Origin of the sequence: Natronocalculus amylovorans, assembly GCF_023638035.1 — an archaeon.
GTDB classification, from domain to species: domain Archaea; phylum Halobacteriota; class Halobacteria; order Halobacteriales; family Haloferacaceae; genus Natronocalculus; species Natronocalculus amylovorans.
The window spans coordinates 515,389-539,529 of sequence record NZ_JAKRVX010000001.1; the positions used below are offsets into that span (position 1 = coordinate 515,389).

Sequence of the window (24,141 nt, forward strand, 5' to 3'; positions counted from 1 at the left end):
TTTGTGTGTACCACAAAAAAGCACCCGGGTCTTTCCGTACCCGACGAAGCGGTAACAACTGCTTACTCAGTCTTTTTCTGGTGCCGCAGCAGCCTCAATCGTCTTAATCGTCTCTGGGCATTTGAATGCCGTTCCGCTGTAGTGTGCGTTGCTTGCGTCATATCCTGCATCGTGGAGCGCAGAAATAAACTCGTCCATACTGTTTGCTGGGACGCCCCATAGCTCACAGAGTTTATGTTGATCGTAGTGTGTTGGTGTGTTAATTTCGCCTTCGATCGTCTCTAAGAGCCGATGTGCGCGTTTGTATGTGCCCATCTCTTCGCTAAGATGCGATCGAACGACACCAGCAAACGCAGCTTCTGCGGTTGGGCCGAGCCAGAGTGGTCCAGCAGTGAGTGTCCGGTTGCTGTCACAGTGTGGGCAGTGTTCGGGGACTGACTGTGGAAAGAGCCCATATTCGTGGTCACGCTCGAGGCAGTCTTCGCAGTGATGAATGAAGCCGAGCTGTTCGATCGCTCGATCGGCACGAGTTGCCCGGTTATCCAACTCAAGATACGTCCGGACGTAGTGGCGGCTTACGTGCGACAAGATCGGTGTCGCTGCGGTATCATATCGGGCCGCAGTTCTGATGAGCGCACCAAGTAGGATCCGAAGACCCATCTCCGGGTGGTAGTCGGTGTTCTGCGGAAGCGAACTATATTTTCGAATCCCACTTTTTTGATGGGCCCCACAGAGTGGGGCAGTGTCAGTTGCAGTAACACAGACAAGATCTCTGGTATTTGCAAACGCAGCGTCCGCAAATGGCATTGGAGTTCCAAACGGATCGATGTCAACAATGTCATAGTAGCCGTCGTGGAGCACTGCGTTGACGTCTCGGTGAATCGCTTCGCCATCAAATCCGTTTCCAGCAAGATTCTCTTTTGCGAGGTCGATCGCGTCAACATCAATATCCGCACAGGTAACGCTGTAGCCTTCGTTTGCGGCACGAACACCACGAATGCCCGATGCAGCCATCGCATCAAGGTATGTCTCTGCACGTGGTTCACGATCGCGGTATGCTCGAAGGACAGCAACCGTAATATCCCGATTGAGTTCCTGTGTAGGATTAAAAAAGACGCTGTCGCCGCTGCCATCTTGTGCTCCATCTCGTGCGTCGGCCACAGTAATTTCAAGGCCACCTTCCGCAATGCGCATATCACATCTGGACGATGCGCTGCGAAAAGGCCACCGTTCGTGGTTTGTTCGTCGTATCGAACGTATTTTGCCACCTGCACAACAACGAACGAATATGGTCGACACAAAGCCGTGGTTAGCGCCACTTATTGAGGAGAAAGCGCTGACGCCGGAGGCTGTGTCGGCGATTTTGACTGCACACGGCGATCGTGGCCGACAAGCGATCGAAGCGGTTTCCGAAGAGCGAGTGAAACGATATCGTGATTTTACGGTTGTCGTTGGATTCAGTGATGAGTATGTCGTCGAGGAGGGTCGGTGTATGTGTAAGGACTCATCATACAATTTAGACCAGCAAGATCCAGCACAACGGTGCTGGCATGCAATTGCCGTAGATATTGCAGAAGCGATCGAGGCGGTTGACCATCACGATATGTGGTACTCGGAAGTTCGGGAGTTTTTGTGATCAAACCGCATCGATCGTAATCGCATAGCCGACCGCGGGAGCAACGATTGCAGCGATTGCTGAGGCAACCCATGTTGCAAGGACAGACGCCAGCACAAAGCCAGCAACAAGGAGCGACCCGCCAAGAAGCATGCCGCCGATAACAAGCTGTTTTCTGGTTGTTGGAGTGAAAATCGGTCCAGTGTGGTGTGCGTAAAGGATTCCGGAGAGTAACAAGAGGCCGCCGCCGATCGCACCGTATGGGGAGCCGCCAACAAGTGGATTAACCCAAAGAAGCGTGGCTCCAAGAATGAGTGTCGAAACAAACCCAACACCTGCAGAAACGGGTGCCCTCCCGTATACCACGCTGTATGCTGCAACAGGGAGAAATACGAGAAGCGCAAGCGAAGCGCCGTACATAATTGCACGTGGTGTTCCAACACGTCCAACATCAAGTAACACAAGCAACCCAGCAATTGCGCCACCGATCAAAATTGGTTGTGGAAATAACACCGTTGTCGGCTCATCATCGTGAACAACGGCATATGCCGCAAACGGATAACAGAGCACAGCACCTGCAAGCACTGCTTGATAAAGGCTCCCGCTGAACACTAGGGCCGTCGCAAACATGGTTCCACCGAGAACAAGCCCAACAATAAGCGCCAGTTCTGGAGCGCGGGTGGTCATGATATCAATTAGATGTCTAACGGAATATATCTCTCGTCATCGGGTGTATCACGTGTAATGTGAGCAGTTGTCGAACAGCCGTAGACGGAAAGGTAAAGACAACCCCGTGAGTATCATTTTCCATGCCAGAGTGTCCATTGGCAGATGACTGCCCGGAGTTTTCAGAGCGAATCAACGGAATGGGGTGTCAACATTACGGCGATCGAGGTGGCGCAGAATGGTGTCAGCACTATGAGCGACCAATACACGAACTGAAACAACAACCGGTAAAGGCCGGTGAAGAGGTTGTTGTGACGGTTACAGATATCCATGAAAGCGGTGCCGGTGTTGGTCGAACCGAAGATGGATTTATTGTGTTTGTTGACGGCATTCTTCCAGATGCCCGTGCAAAAGTCCGTATCGACCAGGTAAAATCGAGTCACGCGCGGGCGAAGACAATTGTTGAGCGGCTCCCGCTGGAAGAGGAGGACGAAGCGGAAGACGAGTCCGATGGGACCACAGGATACCAGGGTCGAGACGAAAACCGTGGCCGGGGCCGAGGTCGAGGTCGAGGGCGGCGTGGTGAGGCGCTCGGAAGTCGAGAGAACTTCTGGGGCAAGTAACATCAATCGCGGATATCCGCGAGACCAATGGACAGTCGGGACTGTAGCTTTTTCAGCGTGTATCTCATAGGGCGGGTATGGGAGATGGCGGGGAAGACCGATCGGTTGAGACAGATATAGACACGGTAAGCGAATTGCTCTCTGAGATCGGATTTAACCCGGAGACAAATGTATTAACAAAAAGACAGGCAGAAGTGCTTGCACTCCGCGAACAGGGTGCAAAGCAGCAGACGATCGCACGAATGCTTGGGACATCCCGTGCAAATGTCTCAAGTATTGAATCAAGTGCGCGAGAAAACATTCAAAAAGCACATGAAACGATTGCATTCGCCGAAGCGTTGTCCGCGCCCGTGAGGCTCGCAATCGACACTGGTACCGATCTGTATGATGTGCCAAAGTTGGTGTATGATGCCTGTGATGCCGCAGGTGTCAAAGTCAACTACACTGCACCAGACCTGATGAAAGTCGTTAGTGATGCTGCAGGAGGTGCGATCGACGGTCGGGAAGTAAAACAACCATTAACCGTCGGCGTTACAAGCGATGGGAGCGTTCGCGTTCGAAGATAACAGTCCGTGTCAGTATCGTTAGTCTGCTGTTGCAGGCGGGGAGCTATCGTCGGAGTCGGTTTGAGATTGGGACACAGTTTCGATCGATCCTGAGACGTCAAGCGCCTCTATCAGTAGCTCTGCAATATCGACGATCTCGATCGCGTCTTCGAAGTTGCCTGTTTTACGACCATCTTCAAACATCGTTGTACACATTGGACATGCAACGACAAACTTCTCAATGCGATCGCCAGCCTCGGTGTCCTCAAGCGCTTCTCTAAGGCGTTCCTCGCTTGGTTTGACATCTTCTTCGAGATCCATCCAGAGACCACCACCGCCACCGCCACAACAGAACGAGTCGTCGTGGCTTCGCGGCATCTCATAAAGCTCTGCACCGGTTGCACGGATCAGGGCGCGTGGCGCCTCATACTCGTCATTGTAGCGGCCCAAGTGACACGGATCGTGGTAGGTAACAGTATAATCTAGCTCCGTGCCGGAAAGGCCAAGCCGACCATCCGAAACAAGCTGTTCAACAACCTGCGTCCAATGTAACACCTGTATGTCTCCGTCCGCATTCCAGTACTCGTCATACTCGAACGGCATAATTGGGTCATCAGCGAACTCGGCAAAGTCGATCTCTGGATACTCATTTTTCATCGTGTTATACGAGTGTGGGTCGGTACAGACGATCTGATCGAACTCGCACGCCTCAAACGACTCCACGTGGTGGCCGGCAAGTTCGAGATAGAGGAACTCTTCACCAACGCGACGGATGTCATTACCATCGTATTTTTCATCGTCAAATAGAATCCCAAAGGAGACGCCAGCGGCCTCAAAAAGGGTTGCGAGCGATCGAGCGACCTTTTTATTTCGCTCATCGTAGCTTGGATAATCACCGACGTACCAGAGATACTCAACCGACGTCTCGCGGGCATCTGGGATATCAAACTCAAGTTCGGCTGCCCAGTCAGCCCGTTTCCGTGGTGCCTCGCCGAATGTATTGCCTTTCTGCATGAGATTCCCGAAGACATCCTGCATGCTCGACTTAATTGCGCCCTCGTCAGTGAGTTGGCGATTCATCCGAGTGAAGCTTGAGAGGTGCTCAATCTCAACCGGACAGGCATCCATACACGCCATACATGCCATACATGACTCCATCGTCTCTGCGGCAATGACCGAATTGCCGCCGTCTGCGATAATTGGTGTTGGCTCTGCGCCATTATCTAATCCTTCACGGTAGCTTTTGAGATCGAGAATCACATCTCGTGGATCAAGCGGGCGACCGGATGCCTTTGCTGGACAGGCAGACGAGCAGCGACCACATTTGGTACAGGCATCTTGGTCAAGGAGTTCTTTCCATGTGAAATCATCAATTGATTCCGCATTAACGTGATCAAGGTCTGCAGGAACACTCGGGAGCCGAGCGCCTGCCTTCTCATCACGAACCACGATATTTCCGAACGAGGAGATCATGTGGAACGGTTTTGCGTACGGAATCCATGCGATGAATGCAAACGCAAGCAGTGAGTGATGCCACCAGACCCACGGATACAGTGTGGCAGCCAGTGCAGCATCCATACCGATCGCACGGAAGCCTTCAGCCATCGCAAAGCCAACAAAACTGACCGTCTCAGTTGCACGCTGTGGCTGTCCAACCATCGAGATTGCTTGAACGAGGAAGCCACCAACACCGAGCAAAAAGAGCGCCCAGACGAAGAGATCGTCTTCTAAGGAGGTGTGTTTACCCCACAGACGGTGGTTGTGAACGACATAGCGGCGATAGATCGCCATCCCTACGCCAATCACAAACAGAAGTCCGAAGGCATCAACAACGAACTGGTACGCCAAATAGAAGTCACCAACCCAGAACGACTCACCCATGAGTGGACGATACAGATCAATATCGAACCCAAGGATCGCGGTCGCAACGACAAGGACGAGGAACCCCCAGAGAATGAACGTATGCATGATACCTGCGTAGATATCCCGATCAAACTGCTTCTCGTTCGTCGCAACCAGTTTCGTCGCAGTGCGTAGCCGCGTACCGAGATCGCCCAGTCGATCGAGCGGATCATCACTTCCCTGTGTGTATCTCATAAACCGCGCATACACGCCGTATAAAAAGACAAGAATGGCGACTGCCGCAAGGTAGTAAAACACCGCCTTGCCCGTTGACCCGATCAGCCAAAACGTCTCCCGGGTCGCTGCTTGGAAAACTATCATACTTAATCACCTGAATACAATCCTGTTAAATCTTCCCACTAACCATGGGGCACTCATGCGGTTGTTGGCGTATTTGGTTCACCGGAGTACAACTGGTAAACTGAGAAAAACGATCGAAAGCAGGAGTATCGGGATATCAAGTTTTGTAAATACGAGCCGTGGAAGTGTCGGATTCCATGCAAAACATCGAGTCGAGAGCGCAAGCGAAAGCCGATCGGCATGCGCAAACGATCGGCGGACTGCAGCCGTTGTGAACAGTTCAATTCGCGATCGAAGCGGGCGTTCAGAACCAAGTCTGGCCGCTTCCGCGTCTCTGATCGACAGCAGTTCAGTTCGAAGGATTGGGAGATAGCGGAAGACAAGCGAAACACCAACCCCAAGCAGTGCCCCTGGTTTGCCTGGAATCGTCCGTTGGATTGCCGCACGAGAGTCGCGGATTGGGGTTGTTCGGACGTATGCTGCAGAGACGATGAAAATCAGTACGATACGATAGCTGGAAAGCGCCGGCTCAACAGCGTCAGCAGGGGTGAATTCGAGTGGAAAGACCGAAAGAGACGCAATAAGTGGTGCCCCAAGGAGGAACGGGAAGAGAAACCGAACCGACCAGAGTGTTTGGCGTACAGAGATTGACGCTGCCAGTGCAACAACAGCGGCAACAAGAGTGAGCGCAACGAGCCCACGTGGTGTTGTGTATGCAAACGCAACGACCGCAAACGCGATCTGAAAGAGGAGCTTCGATCGAGGATCAAGCCGATGAAACAGCGTCTGTCCCGATCGGTAGCCGATCATAATGATTCTGGCTCTGATTCTCCTTCTGGTTCTGATACTGGCGGCACATACACAGCCGCATCCGAAAGCGCGTCGCGAGCGTCAGTAGATGGGCAGTCGATCGCAACAGCGCCTGCATTCATTGCGATAACTCGATCGCAACAGTCAATCAGGTCTCGAAGATCGTGAGTAACGACAATAACGCTTGTCCCACGTTCTGAGAGTGTCTTGAGATGTTCGAGGACGGACTGGCGTGCCGGCTCGTCAAGCCCAGTGAATGGTTCATCAAGCACGAGATGGTCCGGTTCCATTGCAAGTGCGCCAGCAATACCAACGCGAGCCATCTCTCCCCCGGAAAGCGAGTCAATACGGTCTGGTTCACGGTCCGAAAGATTGACTGCTGCAAGTGCGTTTGTCACACGGCGATTGATCTCGTCGTGAGAGAGTCCCAAGTTTTCCGGGCCGAATGCAACATCTGCGCCGATCGTTGCGGCAACAAACCCATCTTGTGGATGTTGAAAAACCATGCCAACCGCGGTTCGAGCAGCCACCACGTCTTCGGAAACTGGCATTGCGTTCACCTGAACAGTACCGCTAGTTGGCGTTCGAAGCCCATTGAAATGTCGAACAAGCGTCGTTTTTCCGGAGCCGTTTGGACCGGTAATAAGCACAAACTCGCCGTCGTTGATTGTGAGCGAGACAGTATCAACAGCAGTTGTCTCACCGAACTGCTGTGTGAGCGATTGCACCTCGATCATTAATTAGGCAGCAGCGATCGCATCGCTTTTTATAATCCCAACCGCAGCAGCGATCTTGAGTGCCTCAAATGGAATGAATGCAACCGCAGAAATGAGGAATGCCTCATAGAGTGAGACGCTTTGGACCACTGCAAAGCCGATCGTCCCAATCGCGTAGATAATCGTCGTTCCTGCAACCATTGCACCAACGAGAATTGGCATTGAGACCGCTGCATAGTCACGGATATCGACGCCTCGGTGAACAACAAGACCAATTACTGCGGCAGCGATTGGGTACGACCACAAGTAGCCAAGCGTCGGACTGCCAATGAGAAACCCGAGCCCAGCAGCGCCACCGGAGAACACCGGTGCGCCGACAGCACCAGCAGCGAGATAGAGAATCATTGCAACTGCGCCCCAAACAGGCCCAAGCATGATTCCAGCGAGAAAGACACCGAGTACTTGAAGCGTCACAGGAACACCGACTGCAAGCGGATTCGGAAACGAAACGTATGCAAATCCACCCATCAATGCAGCAAAGAGGGCTGCACGAGCAATGTTTGCAGTAACCTCATCGCCCACAAGGTCGACAGAGTCCGTCTGGGTTGCCATTGACACAGTTCTCTCGTTAACCCTCTTGAACTATTTGGTTTACGACGGGTTACCCACCAGCTACTGAGGAGCGGGGGCAGATTTTTGTACTCCGACGATGTGAGTACGCAACCATGGACGAGAAGACGGCTGAGTTACGAGATCTCTTCATTAATACAACTGGTTCGGAGACGGTGACTGAGAATCAAGAAGAGACACCAGGGTCGCTTACTGACGAACGAAAAGCTGCAAGCGAACGTGTCCCAGCGCTCATTTCGATGATGCGCGATCGCTACACGTTTGAATCAACTCTCTCAGACGACGACATTGAGGCCGTTGTTCGAGGCTACTACGATGAGCAAACGGATACTGAAATTGCGGACGCAATCAGTACAGAGCAAGCGGAGGTTTTCACTGCACGAATGGATCTGCACTTAGTTCGAGACAGCGATCGGGATGCACCATTTAAACTTGCAACGCTCCGAAGGCTGCTGGTTGAAGATCGAACGATCGAAGAATGTGCAGCTGAATTGGAGAGGGATATCGAAACCGTTACTCACTATGTTGCGGTCGCAACAGCCGATATCGAGTCTACGCGTGCAAACGATCGGTTCCGTGACGAGTTCCGCGAGCTGCTCACTGACTCCGATCTTGAGCAGTCGCATGCTCGAACGGCACGCGAGGATGGACTGAGAGACGCGACAGAAGATCTCGAAACGGACGTCTCATTCTAGCCGTAATTTTATATGTAAACACGTGGCGACTGCGTGTTGTGTCCTCGGACAGTGATTGTAGTAATAAAAGTGAGCGTGGGAGGGTGAGTGTTAGTTTTAGTTCGCTTGCACGAGCAGCATACTGTCCTCGGCAGTTGTACTATGCCCGCAAAGAGGAGGATTGGTCACGTCCGGACGAATCCAAGCGGAGACAGCAACTGTGTCATCGCTACAACACGCTTCACGAACAAGATGCAGCGGCGCTCCGATCGGAGCCGATCGACGTGGAACCACACGTATACCTTGATCGGGTCGAATCGCTATCGACACGAGCGTATTGGCCGGCGATCGCGGAGCCATCTCAGACGGCTGTGTTTGTGGAGGGTCGGGATTGTCATGGGCGAATCACGAAGGTTCTTGAGCCGGATACGCAGGACCTCTGTGATCACCCACTTCCGACGCTTGCATCGCCCGGAAAGCCACCGGAAACAGGTGTATGGGAGCCACAGTCGGTTCGGGCAGTTGCCGCAGCGTACGCACTCTCGTGGGAGCGAGAGAGACCAATTGAGTATGCGCTTGTTGAGTATCCTGCATACGGAGTCGTGCGAACGGTTACGCTAACAACACGGCGCGCAGCGACCTATCGCCGGGTGCTCCGAACAGTTCGATCGATGGACGGCCCGCCGCCACGAGTGGATGACGATCGGTGTCACTCCTGTAGATATCGAGATCGGTGTGGGGTCAAAACCCGATCGCTGGCGTCACTGCTTGGCTTCTGACGGGGTCGGGAGCCATCGAGGAACGGTCTCACAGTACTGTTCATACGCCTCACCGTGCAGTTCGAAAAGGTGTGGCTCTTCATACTCGATGACTCGTCGATGGAATCCCAGTGCACAAACAAGGAGCCACCAACAGATATGGACCGATCGATACCGAACGGCTTGGCCTCCAATCAATAACAGTACCGCAATGTACATCGGATTTCTGGTGTACTGATATATGCCAGACGTTACGAGTTCGGTTGTCTCATGTGTTGGAGACGGAGTTCCATCTCCATCTTTCACAAACAGCCATGCGGTGTAAAGATACAACAGGAGCCCGATCGCAAACAGTAGCCGACCACACACGCGAACAAGTGGGTGAGAAAAAATCGTACTTTCACGATCGTATGTTGCCAACAGATGCGGAATTGCACCAGCAACAGTCCCTGGAACGAGGAGCGAAAAGATGGCCGTGTTAGTGAGTGTATTTCGTGACATGCACCCACATACTATCGAGTGAGTTGTAGCTGTATGGTTTTACCAACGGATCACAACGATGATTCCGCGAGCCACGCCTCGATCGCATCAGCATCAGCTCCACGACGATGAATAACGCCCTGACTCACATCGACAACAGTACTTGCACCGCCGGGTGTCTCTCCACCATCAATCACAACCGCGACCTGCTCACGGATTGACTGTGGGAGCGCGGTTGGCTTTCGAATACTTGGTTTCCCACTTTTATTTGCGCTTGTTGCGGTGACAGGGAGCGGCTTGACCAGTTCCAGCAGCTCAAGTGCAATGGGGTGGTCGGGAATACGGATACCAATCCGATCGCCACCGTCCGTGAGTGCATCAGGCAGATCAGGGTTCCGTTCAACGACAACGGTTGCTGGACCGGGGAGAAACCGATCGATGAATGCTCGATCACGGTCGGTTAGCCGTGCCCACTGTTCGGCGGTCGAAAGATCAGGAACGCCGATCGAGAGCGGCTTGTCGTGTGGCCGGTTTTTAATCGTAAACACCGTTTCAACCGCAGCAGCGTTGCTCGCGTCTACACCTAATCCATAGACGGTTTCGGTGGGGTACACAACAGCCTCCCCCTCGGTGAGTGCGGCCGCCCCAGCGCGAAGTGAAGACGGAAGGGTGTCTTCTGAATCCATTAGGGGTTTCTAACTCTCTCGGCTGAAAAAGCGTAGCGTTTGTCAGTGTGCTCGTTATAGTGCGTCTTTGAGTTCCGCTTCCAGCTCATCATAGTCCGGGAATTCAGGCCACTCGGATGCAATCCATGAGTGTTCGATCGTTCGATCCTCGGAAAGCAAAAAGAACGAGAGCCGTGGTTCGCTCACACCAGCCATTCCATCGAGATCATGGGCGACCCCATAGTCGGCTGCAACCTCATTTGAGGGATCCGAAAAGAGCGAGACATCCGTGAGATTTCGATCGTCAAGGAATGATTTGTGGTCGTACGGCGTCGAAATTGTGATACCGACAACAGAGAGGAGATCGCTCCACTCACGATCGCGGAGTTCGTTCCAGACGTAGGTTGCGGGGAACGCACCGTTCATTGAGTAGAAGACAAGGAGTGTCGGTCCATCTGCCGTGACCGCAGAAAGCGACGTATTCTCCCAATATTCGTCGTTGACGAGCGGGCGTGTGAAGTCAGGCGCAACCTCACCAGCCGTAGGGGCATCTGCAGGCTCGAACTCGACAACGTCAAACTCAACCATCAGTTCTCACCTCCGTTTCCGTAGGTTCGGTCGAGATAGGTAACGATATTTCCGCTTTCGGACATTGTCACACCGGTATCTGTGTCAACGATTGCGGGCACGGATCGTTTGCCGCTGATACGTTTGACAACGTTTCGATCCGAGTGCATCGGTTCGACAAATCGCGATCGGTAGGTGAGATTATACTGTTCAAGTGTACGAACGACACGTTCACAGTAGGGACACGCCTGAAGTCGATACAACGTAATCGACGGCTCGTCTGTAGACATACCCGGCTATTGGAAGGGAACACACCTAATCGCTTCGTCTACGATAACAATGAAGACAAACAGGGCGTTTATTGTCGGTCACGAGGGCAATCCTTAATTTCAGCCGCGGGAAACTGTTTATGGTACATGGGTTTGTCGCTCTTACCGACGCTTCTCTGGCTGGCTGATACCGCAATCCAGTTGCAGTCACTGGGTGTCAATATTGATGATAGAACGTTGACCATAATGGGGGCGGCGTCGATCGTCGTGCTGATTGCACTATCCGGATTCTTCTCCTCTTCTGAAATCGCATTCTTTTCGCTCCCGCAGCATCGCATCGACTCGATGGTCGAAGAGGGCGTGAAGCACGCAGATACAGTCAAAGCGCTCAAAGACAATCCGCACCGTCTTTTGGTGACGATTCTTGTTGGAAACAACATTGTCAATATCGCAATGTCATCGATCGCAACGACACTGTTTGCAATCTATCTGAGCCAAGGACAGGCCGTTGTAGCAGCGACGTTTGGGATTACCGCAATCGTGTTGCTGTTCGGTGAAAGCGCGCCGAAGTCCTATGCTGTTGAACACACTGAATCATGGGCACTGCGAATCTCGAAGCCGCTCAAATACTCGGAGTACGCACTGTATCCGTTAGTTATCATATTCGATCGGCTTACGCGGGTCGTCAACAAACTCACCGGAAGTGATACTGCGATCGAATCTCCGTACGTCACACGTGATGAGATCCAAGACATCATCGAAACAGGTGAAAGAGAGGGCGTCATCGAAGAGGAAGAGCGTGAAATGCTCAACCGGATCTTTCGATTTAATTCGACGATTGCAAAAGAGGTCATGACCCCCCGGCTTGATGTGACCGCTGTTGAGGTCGATTCAACGCTTGAGGAAGCGATCGAAACCTGTGTGACATATGATCATGTCCGCGTGCCGGTGTATGACGGAAATCTCGACAACGTTGTTGGAATCGTGAATATCCGTGATCTCGTTCGCGAACAGTACTACGGTGAAGGAAACGGTGAGATCATGAATGTTGTGAAGCCAACACTGCACGTTCCGGAGTCAAAGAACGTTGATGAGCTGCTAACGGAGATGCAAGAGAATCGGCTCCAGATGGTAATCGTGATTGATGAGTTCGGAACGACGGAGGGGCTTGTCACCCTTGAGGATATGGTCGAAGAAATTGTCGGAGATATTCTCGAAGGTGACGAAGAGGAAGCATTCGAGGTTATCGATGAACAGACCTCGATCATTCGCGGTGAGACAAACATTGATGAGGTAAACGAGATTCTTGAGATCGAACTCCCAGAGGGAGAGGAGTTCGAGACGCTTGCAGGGTTCATATTCAACCGGGCAGGCAGACTTGTTGAAGAGGGTGAGACCTTCGAATACAATGGGATTATTATTGAAATCGAGGAAGTCGATAATACACGGATTCTGAAAGCGCGTGTCACCGTGACAGAAGAGTACCCACTGGATGAACAGGAGGTCGAAGCATCGAACGGTGTCGACGAATCATAGGCGCGGCTAAAACAGCGTGATGAGCGAATAGACACCGAACGCGATGACAAACGAGAGAATAAGCGACCCAATCCACGCTAATACGGTATAGACCATCTTTTTCTGGCTCACACCCGCATCACCAGCGGCAAGTCCACTGCCAACGATCGCGCTCACAATAATTTGGTTGAACGAGACTGGAATACCGAATGCAACCGCAACCTGTGCGATCGCAAACGATGGAATGAGGGCAGCGATCGACCGGCGTGGCCCCATCGATGCGTAATCTTGCGCAATCGCCTTGATCATTCGAGGTGCGCCAGTCCACGATCCAAGGAGCAACCCAAACCCACCCCCAACGAGGAGTGCAATAAGTGGGATTGATGTTTCACCTATCAGTGGGACAAGTGGGCCGATCGCAAGGCCAACCTGGCTCCCACCAGCAGAGAAGGCGACAAGCGCACCCAACACAAGGAGGAAATGGCGCTGGCCGACTTCCCGATTACGACCCAAATCAAGCCACAAGAGAGCCGCAGCGATCGCTGCGATCGCAAGCGTGAGCACAATTCGTCCAACATCGAAACCAAAGAGTGTAGAAAAACCGAGGCCAGGTCCGAGCGTTCCAGCAACTGACCCTTGCCCATCTGATGGACCAAGAAATGCAAAGCCAATATTGGCAATAATGACACCAATTATCCCTGCAAGCCCAGCAGTAAGTAGTCGCTCAGGGATGCTCTCATCCCGAAGCAAACGTGCAGTTGCGTACGCAATCCCACCACCGACAAATGGCGTCAGTGTCCAGAGGGTGAGAATTTCACCGTATTTTACCCATGCTGGATCACCACCCATTGCAATACCGACACCCACGATCGCACCGGTCACGGTGAACGCGGTTGCGATCGGATAGCCCGCAAACACACCGATCGCAACCAACACCGCGGCTGTAATTAGCCCAATAATCGCAGCAGTTGCGGAGAGTGTAACACCACCGATGAGCTCTGCCCCAACCGCTTCAGTAACATTCGCACCCTGTAAGACCGCGCCGAGAAACCCCAAGACACCGACAATCAGTCCCGCGCGCATCACAGAAATTGCGTTTGCGCCGACCGCAGGTGCAAATGGGGTTGATCCCGATGATCCTGCGCCGATTGCCCACGTCATAAAGAGGCTCGCGATCGCTGCAACAATAAACGTCAGAATCGTTTCAATTCCGGTCATGGTGCAGTTAGTAACAGCATATACAGATATCAGTAGTCACAATATATTGGGGATTCGATTCTACCCAGCGTTGTCGATACGGTATGAAGGTCACTCTTGCCCTTTTTTATACCCCTCGCGAAGCCCCAACACGGTTCGTCGGGCGAGTAAGTACCCGAAGAAGAAGAACAGCAGTAAGACAACAAGGATCCCGACGAACACCGGATCGAGACGATCAAGTACCATACCCGCCGTTTCACCGCGACAATAAAAGGCGTTTCGGCGTTCGGAACACTACGGTTCGATTGTAAACTCAACGAACGTCTCTCCATCAGGCGTGTGAATTCCTCCGGCGAGTGCATCACCCATCGGTTCAAGCGTTGCATACCCTGGCCGGTATCCACGTGGCTGCGCGTGGCTGCCGGGATTGATGAGCGGGAGGAGCCCAGACCGCTCGAATGTCGGCTTGTGACTGTGTCCAAAAATAACCGCGTCAGCGTTCCGTTCTCGGCCAAACATGGTAAGCGCAGTCTCACCGCCGCGACGTGTATGTGTCACCGCAAACTGAAACCCATTGTATTCGATTGTTCGTGCTGAAGGGAGTCGTGATCGAATCGCTGCATCGTCGTTGTTGCCGTAGACGCCATAAAATGAGCCATTGACGGAGAGAAACGAATCAAGCACAGACGCACGCATGAAGTCACCCGCATGAACGACCATTTCGGCCTCCGCAACCTGCTTACGGAGATGATCCGTCAGACGGTGACCATCTATACTGTGTGTATCAGACAGAATCAAGAGCATACCGTATTTTTCGATCGATCGATGCTAATCGGTTTCGGTCACAAAACGCGTATTTCATACCGACTGAGCGAACCATCTGGGGGTTCGAATGAGACTACGAACTCAACAGTCTGACCAGCATCAAGCTGCTCGCCAACCGTTTCACCAGGTGCAACCTCGCCAGACGGAAACCGTATCTGCGCCTCCTGCTCGTCGATCGGTTCCTCTCCAGCGCCGTAAAATGCGGTCGTCACCGTTGGTGTGTCGATCCCGTCGCTGGTTTCGTTTGTGAGCGAGCCACGAACGGTGAGCGCTCCGCGGTAGCGAAACAGCGTCCCAGACGCCCACGATTGGTGCTCAGTGACAGTTACAGCGGTTTCATTACTCGCAACCTCACCGGAGACATCACCGACACGGCCACCAAGACAACCGGCAGTAGCGGTTAGTGCAGGAAGGGATGCAAACGCAAACGATCGGCGAAGCAGCGATCGGCGAGACAACGACATATACGTACAAATATGAACGGCGGATCCAAAAGGGTCGCGAATTGGCGCTTTTTATGCATCTAATGCGAGCGATGCGAGCAGCGCCTCTAGTTGCACTTGTTCGTTCGCACCCTCTGTAATTCGATAATCCGCCTCACCGATTCGCTCCATGAGTCGAACCGCTTGCCGCTCAGTAAGATCGAACTCCCACACCGATCGGTGCAGTTGGTCAATTACATCACCGCCAGCCATCCCTGTCTCAGTCAACAGCGTATCAAGCGTCGATCGGGATTTTGAGAAATCGCCCGCAATCGCATCAGTCACCATTGCCTCAATGACTTCTGGGCGCGCAGTCGAAGTGATTGCATACACTGCTTCTTCATCAACAATTTCTCCGGTTGTCGCGGCTGCTTGTAGCGAATTAATCCCTCGGCGCATATCTCCGCTTGCAGCGTAAATGAGTGCCTCTCGGCCATCCGCAGTGAGTTCGATCGATTCGGACTCCGCAATACGGTCAATCTGCTGGCCAACTGCTGCATCGGAGAGCGGTGCAAAGCGGAAGACAGCACATCGAGATTGAATCGGATCGATAATTTTCGACGAGTAGTTACAGGAGAGAATAAATCGAGTATTATCCGAGAACTGCTCCATTGTCCGACGAAGCGCAGATTGGGCATCGCTTGTAAGCGAGTCTGCCTCATCAAGGAAAATAATTCGATAATCGAATCCGCCGAAAGACGCACGGGCGAAGTTTTTGATTCGATCGCGGACAACATCAATTCCACGCTCGTCGGACGCGTTGAGTTCGAGGAAGTTTCCCCGCCAGTTGTCGGCGTAGAGCTCACGAGCGATCGCGGTCGCTGCGGTCGTTTTTCCAACGCCGGCAGGCCCTGAAAACAGAAGATGCGGTAGTTCTTGCTGGTTTATGTAGCTCTGTAAGCGCTCAATGATCTTTTCTTGACCGGAGATTTCCGCAAGCGTCTGTGGACGATATTTTTCGATCCAAATTTCCCGTCCAGGAGTTTGTGTTCCCTCAGCGTCGGTCATACTTTCTGTTGGGATTCGGCGGTGCATAAACTCCCCGAGACACGGTGCCGATCGGTGAAATCGACCGGCTTTAGTGCGCAGCAGAAACACTCCCCATATGGATGTCACGGTGGATGTTGTTGGTGAGGACACACATGAGCTCACAGTGGATGCGGAGACAACGTATGCAGACCTTGTCCGCGAAACGGGGTGGAGTCCACAAGAAGTCACCGTGCTTGTCGACGGAACGCCAGTCCCTGAGGACCAGCGAGTCACCGTTGATCACGTGACCATTCTTCGGTTAATCAAGGGCGGCTCGCAAAGGGCCTGACAACGCGAGTACACACCTGGCATGGGTTTTTCCATCAGAAAGACAAAAAGCAGGTATGAGTACAGAAATCTCCGGCGCTGCCCTGGAATTTGCGCTCCCAAACGGTGGCAACGGACCAAATCCACTCTCGCTCTCCGCACTTGACGCCTCGTTTGCAGTGTTGTTGTTCCAGCGTGACCATTTCTGTGGCAACTGTCGTAAGCAGGTTCAAGCAGTAGCCGATCGATACGATGAGTTCCAACAGTTGGATGCTGAAGTGGTTTCAGTCCTTCCAGAGCCGGTAGAGCGGGCCCGAGAATGGGCCGAAAGCTATGATCTTCCGTTTCCGATCATTGCAGATGAGGATACAACCGTCTCCGATGCCTACGGGCAGCCAGTTCGGTTCGGCTTCCTTGGGAACCTGCATAACCTCATTGGCCGAATGCCAGAAGCGGTCATTGTTGATCTCCGTGACGAGCCACGGAGCATGTACACCTATGTTGGGACGGCACCGGCCGATCGGCCAAGCATCGATGCGCTCTTAGCGGAGATTGCACAGGCGGCAGGTACGGTGTGACAGAGACACAAACAAGAGCTGCGACGCAGGAGGATGTTGTTGCGGTACTCAGGCTGATAGAGGGTGCGCTGCTTGAAATCACTCCGGAAGCGGTTCGAGAAGCGATCGAATCGGAGACGGACGTCGTCTGTGTTGCGCTCCGACACGATCGGATCATCGGAACAGCCGTGTTCCGTGATACACCCGCAGGCGGTCACGTTGTCGCGATCGCGGTCCATCCACAGCGACGTGGGAATGGTGTTGGTCGATCACTTATTGGGTATGGTGCCGATCGGTTTCAGACGCTCTCTGCGGAGTTCGCTGAGAAGGTAACGCCGTTTTACGAGCGCCTTGGGTTTACGATAGAACCGATCGAAGGCTCCGATCGATATCAGGGAAGATTGTCATAACGCGTGTGAGCGCCTCACAGACGGGTATATGGAGCGAAGCGGCTAACCGGCTCCGCCGCAAATTCGGGGGCAATGGGACGACGCGATCACTATTATAATAAAGCAAAACAGGAGGGCTACCGGAGTCGGGCAGCCTACAAACTCAAACAGCTTGACGAGGATGCAGGACTGTTTGGCCCGGGAAACACGGTTGTTGACCTTGGTGCTGCACCGGGTGGATGGCTTGAAGTTGCGGCTGAGCGAGTTGGCGATCACGGAAAGGTCGTCGGTGTCGATCTCCAACGCATCAAAGATGTCGATGCCCACACCGTCACCACGATTAAGGGCGACATGACCGTTGATGAGACGAAAGCGGCGCTCAAAGAGCGGGTCGGTGACAGCGGCGCTGATGTTGTCCTTTCGGATATGGCACCGAACATGACTGGCGAGTATAATCTGGATCATGCCCGATCGGTCTATCTCGCACGACAAGCATTCGAAGTGGCAATGGAGCTTCTTGGCACTGGTGGCGATCTCGCCGTGAAGGTGTTCGAAGGACAAGATCTCAAAGCGCTCGAAGACGACATGAAAAACGAGTTCCGCTATGTTCGCCGGATTAAGCCGGATGCTTCCCGTGACTCATCTTCGGAGCTGTATCTCGTTGGAAAGCATTACCTGACCGCACCGGTTCGGTCGGGAGATGAAATTGCGGTCGAAATTATTGATGTTGGAAGCGAAGGCGACGGGATTGCGAAAGTTGAGGACTTTACCGTATTTGTCCCCGAAACGGAAACCGGAGAGACGCATACCGTTCGAATTACCGACGTAAAGCCACGGTTTGCGTTCGCGGACGTGATTGAGAAGCGCTAATTGTACGCTGAGGGTGTTTTCGATCGAAGCGCCGAAACAACTGCATACACAAACGGTGTGTCAGCAACTGCAATCACAAGTTTGAGCAGATACTGACCGATAATGAGTGCAATCACCTCGCTCCATGGAAGCGCAAATCCAACGCCAAGCAGTTGTGGTGCGACGATAAACGCAACCGAAACGAAAATTACGGTGTCGATCGCTTGGCTCGTTCCCGTCGAGACAATATTTCGGAGCCACAGGTACGCACCGTCTGTTGCGTCGCGGATCCGATGAAAGACAATTACATCATAGTTTTGGCTCACAATATACGCAAGCAAACTCCCAAGAACAATGTTTCCCGCCGGTGCGAGCGCCTCCTCAAAAAGGGCTGCAAACTCAGGGTCTGCACCCGGTGCAGCGATCGTTGACCAGACAAGCGCAAGCACAACAAAGTTCATCGCAAATGCGACGTTGACCATGATCTGTGCGGAACGACGACCGTACAGCTCAGCATAGCAATCAGATGCGAAGAATGTTATCGCGTATGCGAGTGCTGCACCGGGCAGAATGATGGACGCACCAACAACTGGTAGCTCAACCGGGAGTGAAAATGCAAGCAGTTTCGCCGCAGTCAGCTGCGCAGTGACAAGCGCGGTGACAAACAGCGCGATTAGCGTGATCTGTCCGAATACAAGGGTAGCGTGCTCGTTACTCATTCGTCTACGGTTCAACGTCGTCCGGGAGGCGGCCGTGTCGTTCATCAATCTCATCAAGCAGATCAAGCGTCTTGCGGATCGATGCGCGGACTGCTTCGCTCCGATTCACGAATTTTCCGTCCTCACCCACATGGCGATCGAGGTCAGCTAAGAGTTCGTCTGGAATTTCAACGCTTATTTTGGCCATACTGAGGGATTATCCTGCGAATATATCAACGATATGATCGACACAGGCCAGTCATGGTTTGCCGGGATACCCACTACTTTCAACGTGGCCAAAGCGATGTGACATAGATGGCAACGTGGCGTCTTGTTTCGATGATTCTGTTTTGGCAGGTTGCCGCCAGCATCATCTACTACTCCGTCTTTGCCGCGACACCGTTTTTTCGAGATGAGTTCCAACTCTCTGGATTTGCGGTTGGATTAGTTGTCACCTCGCTCACGCTTGGTTATGCGGTGTTTTTGTTACCGCTTGGAGCGATGACCGATCGGTTCGGAGAGCGTCGAACGCTCACCGTTGGAATCCTTGGGCTCTCGGTTGGGGCGCTGTTAGTGACCGTTGCATGGTCATACCCCGCGTTACTGCTTGCGGCATTTCTGCTTGGGTCGTTGTACGGCACAGCGATGCCCGGGACAAACAAAGCAATCTTCGATAACGTTGCAGCCGGGCGACAGAACCTTGCAATGGGTATCAAACAGGTCGGTGTCACCGCAGGCTCCGGCATTAGTGCGTTGCTTGTGACGTGGATTGCAGGGATACTGTTCTGGCAAGCAGGGTTCATCACCGCAGCGATTTTTGGGCTGCTTGCTGCAGTGCTCTTCTTCGGATTCTACCGAGATGGCGGCGGCAGTGGCGCTGCATCATATCCCGATTTTGGTGGATTAGCACGGAACAAACCGTACCGATCGCTCACCATTGCAGGCTTCTTTTTGGGTGCAGGACTGTTCACAACAACCGGCTACACAATTCTATTTATTGATGAGTCGATCGGGGCGACGGTTGCCTATGGCGGTGTTGTGCTTGCACTCTTGCAAGTGTCTGGAAGCGTTGGTCGTGTTCTTACTGGATGGCTCAGTGACGTACTGCCCGGTGAGCCGCGAAAATCGATCGGCGCGATCCTGCTCATTCAAACGATCGCTGGCGTGATACTCTTTGTTGTTGTTGCGTTCAGTGATACCGTGCTTACGGCAACAGCCGCACTCATTGGACTTGGCTTTTTTGTGCTTGGGTTTACCGGCGTCTACTACTCTTGTATGGCAACGCTCGTCGGGCCGGATGAGATGGGAAGCGCAACTGGTGGTGGACAGTTGTCGCTCACATCAGGTGCGCTTGTTGCACCACCTGCATTTGGCTATCTGGCAGATATATACGGCTATCAAGCCTCGTGGTTGTTGCTTGCTGGGTTTGGTTGTTTGGCGATCGGGTTCATCATTTACGTTATCCGAACTGAACCACCTGTTACACGAACCGCTGCAGCAGTCGAATAATCGCTATTGCCGTCAGGAAAATTCTCATGTGCACAGCCAAACCAGAGAGAGTATGCCGCTTCTTCAGCTTGACACAACCTACGATCTAACGGAACAAGAACGCAGAAACTGCACCAAGATGCTCACACAATTGTACGTTGAAGAGATGGAGACAACCGCAGGTCACGTTGCCGTTGTTGTTCGATCGCACCCAGCGGAGTCGCTTTCGATCGGTCGGGCCGTTGATGGACCGCTCGCCTTCCTTGATGCGGACATTCGATCGGGGCGATCGTTTGAGATGAAACGATCGTTCGGACTCGCCGCGATGAACTATCTCCATGCGGAGTGGGATGTCCCAGAGCCAAACCTCAAGGTTGCATTCACCGAACATCCCGGAGAGCAGCTGATGGGAGTCGATCGGGTTGGCGGTGACTGGACACCTGACGACACGACTTAATCGAGGCGCTCAACCAGTTCGACAACATAGCCGTCAGGGTCTTCAACGAATGCCACACGGCGAGAGATCTGTTCCAGTGTCGTTGGTGGCTCATGTACTGGTGGATCTTCGCGCTCGATTAGTTGTTCAAAAGCCTCATCAGTGCTTTCGACACCAATCGCAATATGATCCACACCACCGCCACCCCCAGTTTCGTACTCCCCATCAGGATCGTATTTGCACTGGAGTTCGCCGTGTGCGCCACCAAGGTAGACATTGCGAACACCGTCGCTTGTGAACTCCCAATTGTGCTCAAGCCCCAAGCCTTCGGTGTAGTACTCGATCGTCCGGTCAATATCTGAGACCCAAAGCGCGGTATGAATAACGTCCATAGTACATGTCTTGAGAACGTCAGTGTAAAGTACTGGTATTACACACAGAGTCGCCGCGGACACATCTTTGATATATAATCACGATATATCTACGACGTATGTATCGAATCTTGCTACCGGTAGATAGCGACAAAGAGCGAGCGAAACGACAAATCAATACAGTGCAATCCCTGCCACGAGGGCATGACGTTGAAGTCATACTCTTGCATGTACACGAACCGATCGACTCGCCAGGGGATGAAGCAGGAGGGAGTGTTATCGACGAAATTAATCAGTCACTTGCTGAAATACAGGGGACGCCAGCGTCGGTCGAGGAGGCGTATGAGTCACTGACGGAGGCTGGATTCTCGACGCGTGTTGGAACGGCAACAGGCGAGCCGGTAGACTGCATTCTCGAGGTGGCTGCCGATGAAGACGTAGATATGATTGTTATTGCAGGTCGAGAACGATCGCCGGTTGGCAAAGCACTCTTCGGGAGCGTAACACAGGGCGTTATTCTCCGGAGCGACCTCCCAGTAACGGTTGCAAAATAATGCCACCAGAACTAGACGGAACACGATGTCTGCTCACCGCTGCAAGTAAGGGGCTTGGTCGGGCGGCCGCTGAAGCGCTTGTTGCCGGTGGCGCAACGGTGGTGATTACCTCACGGAGCGAAGCAAACCTCGCTGCAGCCCGTGAATCAATCTGCAATGTAACAGGTGTAGAGAAAGGGCGTGTACAGACGACAGTGTGTGATTTAGCTGACGAGGACGGGATCGTCACGGCAGTCGAAACCGCCGTTGAACTGCTCGGTGGCTTGGATGTGCTGGTGACGAATCACGGCGGGCCATCAGTTCAGCCGATCGCAGAGACGAGTGTGTCAGAGTTCGACGCGGTGTATGAGCGTGTGCTGCGGAGTACGTTCCTCACGCTCAAAACAGCGCTTCCCCATCTCACCGCAGATGACGGTGGGTCAATCGTCAATATCGTCTCTGCAACAGCAGCGGAGCCAAAAGCAGGCGACGTGTTTCAGGCTTCGCTTCGTCCCGGCATCTATGGCCTCTCAAAAAGTCTCGCAAACGAGTATGGACCGGATGGGGTGCGCGTGAACTGTGTGCGTCCGCGGGGAATAATGACTGACCGGTTGGTCGAGAAAATCGAGTACCTAGCAGAAAAAGAGGGTGTGAGCGTTGCCGAAGCGGAAGCAATGCGGTCCGCTGAGCTTCCCGTTCGACGCCTTGGCGAGCCCGGTGAGTTAGGGGATGCAGTTGCCTTCCTTGCAAGCGATGAATCGAGCTACATAACTGGCGAAACGCTTGCGCTCGATGGTGGCTGGTCACGGGGTGCGTTCCCATGAGCGAACCCTCAATTGCAGCCAGGCTTGCAGCTCATGCAGTTGAAACCACGCCTGCGGAGCTAACACCGGAGGTGACGGATACAATCGGGAAGGTAACCCTTGATTGGCTTGGCCTTGTGGTCGGTGGGGAAGCGATCGCAGGCTCAACCGAGAGCGTCACTGCAGGCATGCAGGCGCTTACAGGGGACACAGGATCGAGCAACGGCGCGACAGGTGATGGCCGTGCAACGGTGCTGCCAACAGGCGAGCGGGTTGCGCCCGATCGGGCTGCGCTGCTCAACGGAACCTACGCACATAGTCTTGATTTTGATGATACACACCGTTCTTCATCCTCTCACCCCGCAGCGCCAGTTATTGCTGCTGCGATGGCCGCAGCAGAGGCAACAAACTCCTCGGCGAGTGAGCTAACGACAGCGATCGCTGTCGGCTACGATGTTGCCTGCCGAATGGGTGAAGCGGTCAATCCAGACGGCCACTATGGTCGTGGCTTCCACATCACGGCAACGTGTGGAACGTTCGGTGCAACAGCTGCGGCTGGTCGGTTGTGGGGGGTATCAGTTGAAGAGCTCACCTCCGCGTTTGGGATCAACGGAAGCCAGGTTGCTGGATCGCTCCAATTTTTGGAAAACGGTGCATGGAACAAACGGCTCCATCCGGGGCTTGCGGCGAGCCGTGCGATCGAGGCAGTCTCGCTTGCAGCATCCGGCTTCCGTGGCTCCGAGAAACCAATTGAAGGAACACACGGGTTCTTTGCTGGGTATACTGATGATCCGATTCCATCGATCCTTGATGACATTCAGACCGGTGATGCGGTCTTAGAGACCGCGTTGAAGCCATACCCTTGCTGTCGGTATATGCACGCCGCAATTGATGCACTCATCGAGCTCGCAACAACACACAATATCGATCCGGCGACCGTCACGGCTGTTTCAGTTGATCTTCCTGCAGCAGGTGTGACACTAACTGGCGATCCAATCGACAGAAAACAGCGACCGCAGAACTTTGTCGACTGCCAGTTCAGTATGCCGTTCGCCGCCGCGTTGGCGCTTTCAGGGCGGGATGTTGGGCTTGCAGCGTTCCGTGAGGCTCAGTCCACCCTTGATTCACCATCCCGAAAGGAGTTGATGGATACCGTGTCCGTCACAACAACCGATCGGACCCGATCTCGGTTCCCGGAAGTTTGGGCTGCGGGGGTGACGATCGAGACGGAGACAGACAGCTATGAACGGTTCACCGAATACGCTCGTGGAGAGCCGGAAAACCCACTCACATGGGACGAGACTGTTGCTAAATTTGAAGAGTTAGCGACTGCTGCCGCGATCGATAGAGAAACGCAACAGGCTGCAATCACGGTCTGCCAGGAGCTTTCAAACAGCGATCGGGAGACCGTTACCGAATCACTGTACGGCATCTGTCGGTGAGCACGCGATCGGTTTCTCGGAAACCTTTGTTCGGACCCAA

General features: G+C 53.3%; 33 protein-coding genes. 15 read left to right on the forward strand and 18 right to left on the reverse strand.

All coding sequences use genetic code 11. The annotated features are described in order from the left end of the window. Positions 1-66: 66 nt before the first annotated feature. Entirely contained in the window at positions 67-1,194 is a 1,128-nt protein-coding gene (locus AArcSt2_RS02700) for a tRNA (guanine(26)-N(2))-dimethyltransferase (protein ID WP_250582744.1), read from the reverse strand. A gap of 94 nt (positions 1,195-1,288) precedes the next feature. Between AArcSt2_RS02700 and AArcSt2_RS02705 the strand changes: the two genes are divergently transcribed. After that, positions 1,289-1,636, forward strand: a complete 348-nt coding sequence (locus AArcSt2_RS02705; RefSeq protein ID WP_174652634.1) for a hypothetical protein — start codon at positions 1,289-1,291, stop codon at positions 1,634-1,636. On the opposite strand, the gene AArcSt2_RS02710 is transcribed toward AArcSt2_RS02705, so the two are convergent. Further along, positions 1,637-2,302: a hypothetical protein gene (locus tag AArcSt2_RS02710; protein ID WP_250582746.1), complete on the reverse strand. Its 666-nt coding sequence runs from the start codon at positions 2,300-2,302 to the stop codon at positions 1,637-1,639. It lies immediately after the preceding gene. A gap of 122 nt (positions 2,303-2,424) precedes the next feature. Here AArcSt2_RS02710 and AArcSt2_RS02715 point away from each other — a divergent pair, with 122 nt between their 5' ends. Next, the gene (locus tag AArcSt2_RS02715) at positions 2,425-2,904 is read left to right on the forward strand and encodes a TRAM domain-containing protein (RefSeq protein ID WP_174652632.1); all 480 of its coding nucleotides are present in this window, start codon (positions 2,425-2,427) and stop codon (positions 2,902-2,904) included. 77 nt (positions 2,905-2,981) lie between these two features. Then, a complete protein-coding gene (locus AArcSt2_RS02720) occupies positions 2,982-3,470 on the forward strand; it encodes a Tfx family DNA-binding protein (protein WP_250582748.1) in 489 nt (162 codons plus the stop codon). 18 nt (positions 3,471-3,488) lie between these two features. Here AArcSt2_RS02720 and AArcSt2_RS02725 read toward each other — a convergent pair whose 3' ends face one another. From AArcSt2_RS02725 to AArcSt2_RS02740, 4 genes are all read right to left on the reverse strand, one after another. Further along, on the reverse strand, positions 3,489-5,672 hold the full coding sequence (locus AArcSt2_RS02725) for a (Fe-S)-binding protein (RefSeq protein WP_250582750.1): 2,184 nt from the start codon (positions 5,670-5,672) through the stop codon (positions 3,489-3,491). A gap of 78 nt (positions 5,673-5,750) precedes the next feature. Then, the gene (locus tag AArcSt2_RS02730) at positions 5,751-6,461 is read right to left on the reverse strand and encodes an energy-coupling factor transporter transmembrane component T family protein (RefSeq protein WP_250582752.1); all 711 of its coding nucleotides are present in this window, start codon (positions 6,459-6,461) and stop codon (positions 5,751-5,753) included. Next, positions 6,458-7,198 carry an energy-coupling factor ABC transporter ATP-binding protein gene (locus tag AArcSt2_RS02735; protein WP_250582754.1) on the reverse strand — a complete coding sequence of 247 codons (741 nt, stop codon included), beginning with the start codon at positions 7,196-7,198 and terminating at the stop codon, positions 6,458-6,460. Before AArcSt2_RS02735 ends, AArcSt2_RS02730 begins: the two co-directional genes overlap by 4 nt. Positions 7,199-7,201: 3 nt before the next feature. After that, on the reverse strand, positions 7,202-7,789 hold the full coding sequence (locus tag AArcSt2_RS02740; RefSeq protein WP_174652627.1) for a biotin transporter BioY: 588 nt from the start codon (positions 7,787-7,789) through the stop codon (positions 7,202-7,204). Positions 7,790-7,902: 113 nt separating this feature from the next. Between AArcSt2_RS02740 and AArcSt2_RS02745 the strand changes: the two genes are divergently transcribed. Together AArcSt2_RS02745 and AArcSt2_RS02750 are read left to right on the forward strand one after the other, a co-directional pair. Continuing rightward, positions 7,903-8,502: a conditioned medium-induced protein 4 gene (locus AArcSt2_RS02745; RefSeq protein WP_250582756.1), complete on the forward strand. Its 600-nt coding sequence runs from the start codon at positions 7,903-7,905 to the stop codon at positions 8,500-8,502. Positions 8,503-8,585: 83 nt separating this feature from the next. After that, entirely contained in the window at positions 8,586-9,260 is a 675-nt protein-coding gene (locus AArcSt2_RS02750; RefSeq protein WP_250582758.1) for a CRISPR-associated protein Cas4, read from the forward strand. On the opposite strand, the gene AArcSt2_RS02755 is transcribed toward AArcSt2_RS02750, so the two are convergent. Genes AArcSt2_RS02755 through AArcSt2_RS02770 form a run of 4 tightly spaced genes read right to left on the reverse strand, consistent with a single transcriptional unit; the run spans position 9,243 to position 11,241 of the window. After that, positions 9,243-9,740: a methyltransferase family protein gene (locus AArcSt2_RS02755; RefSeq protein ID WP_250582760.1), complete on the reverse strand. Its 498-nt coding sequence runs from the start codon at positions 9,738-9,740 to the stop codon at positions 9,243-9,245. The two genes, AArcSt2_RS02750 and AArcSt2_RS02755, sit on opposite strands and share 18 nt — an antisense overlap. A 50-nt stretch (positions 9,741-9,790) precedes the next feature. Then, entirely contained in the window at positions 9,791-10,405 is a 615-nt protein-coding gene (locus AArcSt2_RS02760) for an L-threonylcarbamoyladenylate synthase (RefSeq protein WP_250582762.1), read from the reverse strand. 54 nt (positions 10,406-10,459) lie between these two features. Next, a complete protein-coding gene (locus AArcSt2_RS02765; protein WP_250582764.1) occupies positions 10,460-10,972 on the reverse strand; it encodes a redoxin domain-containing protein in 513 nt (170 codons plus the stop codon). Continuing rightward, positions 10,972-11,241 carry a glutaredoxin family protein gene (locus AArcSt2_RS02770; RefSeq protein WP_174652621.1) on the reverse strand — a complete coding sequence of 90 codons (270 nt, stop codon included), beginning with the start codon at positions 11,239-11,241 and terminating at the stop codon, positions 10,972-10,974. The genes AArcSt2_RS02765 and AArcSt2_RS02770 overlap by 1 nt, the downstream gene beginning before the upstream one ends. A gap of 126 nt (positions 11,242-11,367) precedes the next feature. Here AArcSt2_RS02770 and AArcSt2_RS02775 point away from each other — a divergent pair, with 126 nt between their 5' ends. Next, positions 11,368-12,756 (forward strand): hemolysin family protein, encoded by a 1,389-nt coding sequence (locus tag AArcSt2_RS02775; RefSeq protein ID WP_174652620.1) that lies wholly within the window; start codon positions 11,368-11,370, stop codon positions 12,754-12,756. A gap of 6 nt (positions 12,757-12,762) precedes the next feature. On the opposite strand, the gene AArcSt2_RS02780 is transcribed toward AArcSt2_RS02775, so the two are convergent. The 5 genes from AArcSt2_RS02780 to AArcSt2_RS02795 all read right to left on the reverse strand — a co-directional run bounded on the left by AArcSt2_RS02780 (position 12,763) and on the right by AArcSt2_RS02795 (position 16,247). Then, the gene (locus tag AArcSt2_RS02780; protein ID WP_250582766.1) at positions 12,763-13,953 is read right to left on the reverse strand and encodes an inorganic phosphate transporter; all 1,191 of its coding nucleotides are present in this window, start codon (positions 13,951-13,953) and stop codon (positions 12,763-12,765) included. 90 nt (positions 13,954-14,043) lie between these two features. Next, complete coding sequence (locus tag AArcSt2_RS16675) at positions 14,044-14,178, reverse strand: DUF7859 family protein (RefSeq protein WP_302928080.1); 135 nt, start codon at positions 14,176-14,178, stop codon at positions 14,044-14,046. Between the two features lie 48 nt (positions 14,179-14,226). Continuing rightward, positions 14,227-14,736, reverse strand: a complete 510-nt coding sequence (locus tag AArcSt2_RS02785) for a metallophosphoesterase (RefSeq protein ID WP_250582768.1) — start codon at positions 14,734-14,736, stop codon at positions 14,227-14,229. Between the two features lie 38 nt (positions 14,737-14,774). After that, positions 14,775-15,221 (reverse strand): DUF3426 domain-containing protein, encoded by a 447-nt coding sequence (locus AArcSt2_RS02790; protein ID WP_250582770.1) that lies wholly within the window; start codon positions 15,219-15,221, stop codon positions 14,775-14,777. A 51-nt stretch (positions 15,222-15,272) separates the two neighbouring features. Beyond that, positions 15,273-16,247 (reverse strand): replication factor C small subunit, encoded by a 975-nt coding sequence (locus tag AArcSt2_RS02795; protein WP_250582772.1) that lies wholly within the window; start codon positions 16,245-16,247, stop codon positions 15,273-15,275. A 97-nt stretch (positions 16,248-16,344) separates the two neighbouring features. Here AArcSt2_RS02795 and samp2 point away from each other — a divergent pair, with 97 nt between their 5' ends. From samp2 to AArcSt2_RS02815, 4 genes are all read left to right on the forward strand, one after another. Then, complete coding sequence (gene samp2 / locus AArcSt2_RS02800; protein ID WP_174652615.1) at positions 16,345-16,557, forward strand: ubiquitin-like small modifier protein SAMP2; 213 nt, start codon at positions 16,345-16,347, stop codon at positions 16,555-16,557. A 55-nt stretch (positions 16,558-16,612) separates the two neighbouring features. After that, a complete protein-coding gene (locus tag AArcSt2_RS02805; protein ID WP_250582775.1) occupies positions 16,613-17,113 on the forward strand; it encodes a peroxiredoxin family protein in 501 nt (166 codons plus the stop codon). Further along, on the forward strand, positions 17,110-17,502 hold the full coding sequence (locus AArcSt2_RS02810; protein ID WP_250582777.1) for a GNAT family N-acetyltransferase: 393 nt from the start codon (positions 17,110-17,112) through the stop codon (positions 17,500-17,502). The genes AArcSt2_RS02805 and AArcSt2_RS02810 overlap by 4 nt, the downstream gene beginning before the upstream one ends. 72 nt (positions 17,503-17,574) lie before the next feature. Continuing rightward, positions 17,575-18,351 (forward strand): 23S rRNA (uridine(2552)-2'-O)-methyltransferase, encoded by a 777-nt coding sequence (locus AArcSt2_RS02815; RefSeq protein WP_174652612.1) that lies wholly within the window; start codon positions 17,575-17,577, stop codon positions 18,349-18,351. On the opposite strand, the gene AArcSt2_RS02820 is transcribed toward AArcSt2_RS02815, so the two are convergent. Next, positions 18,348-19,049, reverse strand: a complete 702-nt coding sequence (locus tag AArcSt2_RS02820; protein WP_250582779.1) for a queuosine precursor transporter — start codon at positions 19,047-19,049, stop codon at positions 18,348-18,350. The genes AArcSt2_RS02815 and AArcSt2_RS02820 overlap by 4 nt on opposite strands. 4 nt (positions 19,050-19,053) lie before the next feature. Further along, a complete protein-coding gene (locus tag AArcSt2_RS02825) occupies positions 19,054-19,236 on the reverse strand; it encodes a ribbon-helix-helix domain-containing protein (RefSeq protein ID WP_250582781.1) in 183 nt (60 codons plus the stop codon). 107 nt (positions 19,237-19,343) lie between these two features. On the opposite strand from AArcSt2_RS02825, the gene AArcSt2_RS02830 reads away from it, so the two are divergent. Both AArcSt2_RS02830 and AArcSt2_RS02835 read left to right on the forward strand, forming a co-directional pair. Beyond that, positions 19,344-20,537: an MFS transporter gene (locus AArcSt2_RS02830; protein ID WP_250582783.1), complete on the forward strand. Its 1,194-nt coding sequence runs from the start codon at positions 19,344-19,346 to the stop codon at positions 20,535-20,537. Positions 20,538-20,589: 52 nt separating this feature from the next. Then, complete coding sequence (locus AArcSt2_RS02835; protein ID WP_250582785.1) at positions 20,590-20,973, forward strand: tautomerase; 384 nt, start codon at positions 20,590-20,592, stop codon at positions 20,971-20,973. Here AArcSt2_RS02835 and AArcSt2_RS02840 read toward each other — a convergent pair. Next, entirely contained in the window at positions 20,970-21,344 is a 375-nt protein-coding gene (locus AArcSt2_RS02840) for a VOC family protein (protein ID WP_174652607.1), read from the reverse strand. The genes AArcSt2_RS02835 and AArcSt2_RS02840 overlap by 4 nt on opposite strands. 98 nt (positions 21,345-21,442) lie before the next feature. On the opposite strand from AArcSt2_RS02840, the gene AArcSt2_RS02845 reads away from it, so the two are divergent. From AArcSt2_RS02845 to AArcSt2_RS02855, 3 genes are read left to right on the forward strand one after another with little or no spacing between them, the layout of a single operon-like run. Then, complete coding sequence (locus tag AArcSt2_RS02845; RefSeq protein WP_174652606.1) at positions 21,443-21,877, forward strand: universal stress protein; 435 nt, start codon at positions 21,443-21,445, stop codon at positions 21,875-21,877. Next, a complete protein-coding gene (locus tag AArcSt2_RS02850; protein ID WP_250582787.1) occupies positions 21,877-22,680 on the forward strand; it encodes an SDR family NAD(P)-dependent oxidoreductase in 804 nt (267 codons plus the stop codon). Before AArcSt2_RS02845 ends, AArcSt2_RS02850 begins: the two co-directional genes overlap by 1 nt. After that, positions 22,677-24,101: an MmgE/PrpD family protein gene (locus AArcSt2_RS02855; protein ID WP_250582789.1), complete on the forward strand. Its 1,425-nt coding sequence runs from the start codon at positions 22,677-22,679 to the stop codon at positions 24,099-24,101. Before AArcSt2_RS02850 ends, AArcSt2_RS02855 begins: the two co-directional genes overlap by 4 nt. The last annotated feature ends 40 nt before the right edge of the window (positions 24,102-24,141 follow it).

Coding starts and splice junctions, on each gene's coding strand:
- AArcSt2_RS02735 (WP_250582754.1), bottom strand. CDS start 7,198: ATGATCGAGGTGCAATCGCTCACACAGCAGTTCGGTGAGACAACTGCT.
- AArcSt2_RS02720 (WP_250582748.1), top strand. CDS start 2,982: ATGGGAGATGGCGGGGAAGACCGATCGGTTGAGACAGATATAGACACG.
- AArcSt2_RS02795 (WP_250582772.1), bottom strand. CDS start 16,247: ATGACCGACGCTGAGGGAACACAAACTCCTGGACGGGAAATTTGGATC.
- AArcSt2_RS16675 (WP_302928080.1), bottom strand. CDS start 14,178: ATGGTACTTGATCGTCTCGATCCGGTGTTCGTCGGGATCCTTGTTGTC.
- AArcSt2_RS02740 (WP_174652627.1), bottom strand. CDS start 7,789: ATGGCAACCCAGACGGACTCTGTCGACCTTGTGGGCGATGAGGTTACT.
- AArcSt2_RS02770 (WP_174652621.1), bottom strand. CDS start 11,241: ATGTCTACAGACGAGCCGTCGATTACGTTGTATCGACTTCAGGCGTGT.
- AArcSt2_RS02725 (WP_250582750.1), bottom strand. CDS start 5,672: ATGATAGTTTTCCAAGCAGCGACCCGGGAGACGTTTTGGCTGATCGGG.
- AArcSt2_RS02715 (WP_174652632.1), top strand. CDS start 2,425: ATGCCAGAGTGTCCATTGGCAGATGACTGCCCGGAGTTTTCAGAGCGA.
- AArcSt2_RS02780 (WP_250582766.1), bottom strand. CDS start 13,953: ATGACCGGAATTGAAACGATTCTGACGTTTATTGTTGCAGCGATCGCG.
- AArcSt2_RS02835 (WP_250582785.1), top strand. CDS start 20,590: ATGCCGCTTCTTCAGCTTGACACAACCTACGATCTAACGGAACAAGAA.
- AArcSt2_RS02705 (WP_174652634.1), top strand. CDS start 1,289: ATGGTCGACACAAAGCCGTGGTTAGCGCCACTTATTGAGGAGAAAGCG.
- AArcSt2_RS02840 (WP_174652607.1), bottom strand. CDS start 21,344: ATGGACGTTATTCATACCGCGCTTTGGGTCTCAGATATTGACCGGACG.
- AArcSt2_RS02765 (WP_250582764.1), bottom strand. CDS start 10,972: ATGGTTGAGTTTGACGTTGTCGAGTTCGAGCCTGCAGATGCCCCTACG.
- AArcSt2_RS02820 (WP_250582779.1), bottom strand. CDS start 19,049: ATGAGTAACGAGCACGCTACCCTTGTATTCGGACAGATCACGCTAATC.
- AArcSt2_RS02855 (WP_250582789.1), top strand. CDS start 22,677: ATGAGCGAACCCTCAATTGCAGCCAGGCTTGCAGCTCATGCAGTTGAA.
- AArcSt2_RS02785 (WP_250582768.1), bottom strand. CDS start 14,736: ATGCTCTTGATTCTGTCTGATACACACAGTATAGATGGTCACCGTCTG.
- AArcSt2_RS02825 (WP_250582781.1), bottom strand. CDS start 19,236: ATGGCCAAAATAAGCGTTGAAATTCCAGACGAACTCTTAGCTGACCTC.
- samp2 (WP_174652615.1), top strand. CDS start 16,345: ATGGATGTCACGGTGGATGTTGTTGGTGAGGACACACATGAGCTCACA.
- AArcSt2_RS02745 (WP_250582756.1), top strand. CDS start 7,903: ATGGACGAGAAGACGGCTGAGTTACGAGATCTCTTCATTAATACAACT.
- AArcSt2_RS02815 (WP_174652612.1), top strand. CDS start 17,575: ATGGGACGACGCGATCACTATTATAATAAAGCAAAACAGGAGGGCTAC.
- AArcSt2_RS02710 (WP_250582746.1), bottom strand. CDS start 2,302: ATGACCACCCGCGCTCCAGAACTGGCGCTTATTGTTGGGCTTGTTCTC.
- AArcSt2_RS02805 (WP_250582775.1), top strand. CDS start 16,613: ATGAGTACAGAAATCTCCGGCGCTGCCCTGGAATTTGCGCTCCCAAAC.
- AArcSt2_RS02755 (WP_250582760.1), bottom strand. CDS start 9,740: ATGTCACGAAATACACTCACTAACACGGCCATCTTTTCGCTCCTCGTT.
- AArcSt2_RS02845 (WP_174652606.1), top strand. CDS start 21,443: ATGTATCGAATCTTGCTACCGGTAGATAGCGACAAAGAGCGAGCGAAA.
- AArcSt2_RS02790 (WP_250582770.1), bottom strand. CDS start 15,221: ATGTCGTTGTCTCGCCGATCGCTGCTTCGCCGATCGTTTGCGTTTGCA.
- AArcSt2_RS02850 (WP_250582787.1), top strand. CDS start 21,877: ATGCCACCAGAACTAGACGGAACACGATGTCTGCTCACCGCTGCAAGT.
- AArcSt2_RS02730 (WP_250582752.1), bottom strand. CDS start 6,461: ATGATCGGCTACCGATCGGGACAGACGCTGTTTCATCGGCTTGATCCT.
- AArcSt2_RS02830 (WP_250582783.1), top strand. CDS start 19,344: ATGGCAACGTGGCGTCTTGTTTCGATGATTCTGTTTTGGCAGGTTGCC.
- AArcSt2_RS02760 (WP_250582762.1), bottom strand. CDS start 10,405: ATGGATTCAGAAGACACCCTTCCGTCTTCACTTCGCGCTGGGGCGGCC.
- AArcSt2_RS02700 (WP_250582744.1), bottom strand. CDS start 1,194: ATGCGCATTGCGGAAGGTGGCCTTGAAATTACTGTGGCCGACGCACGA.
- AArcSt2_RS02775 (WP_174652620.1), top strand. CDS start 11,368: ATGGGTTTGTCGCTCTTACCGACGCTTCTCTGGCTGGCTGATACCGCA.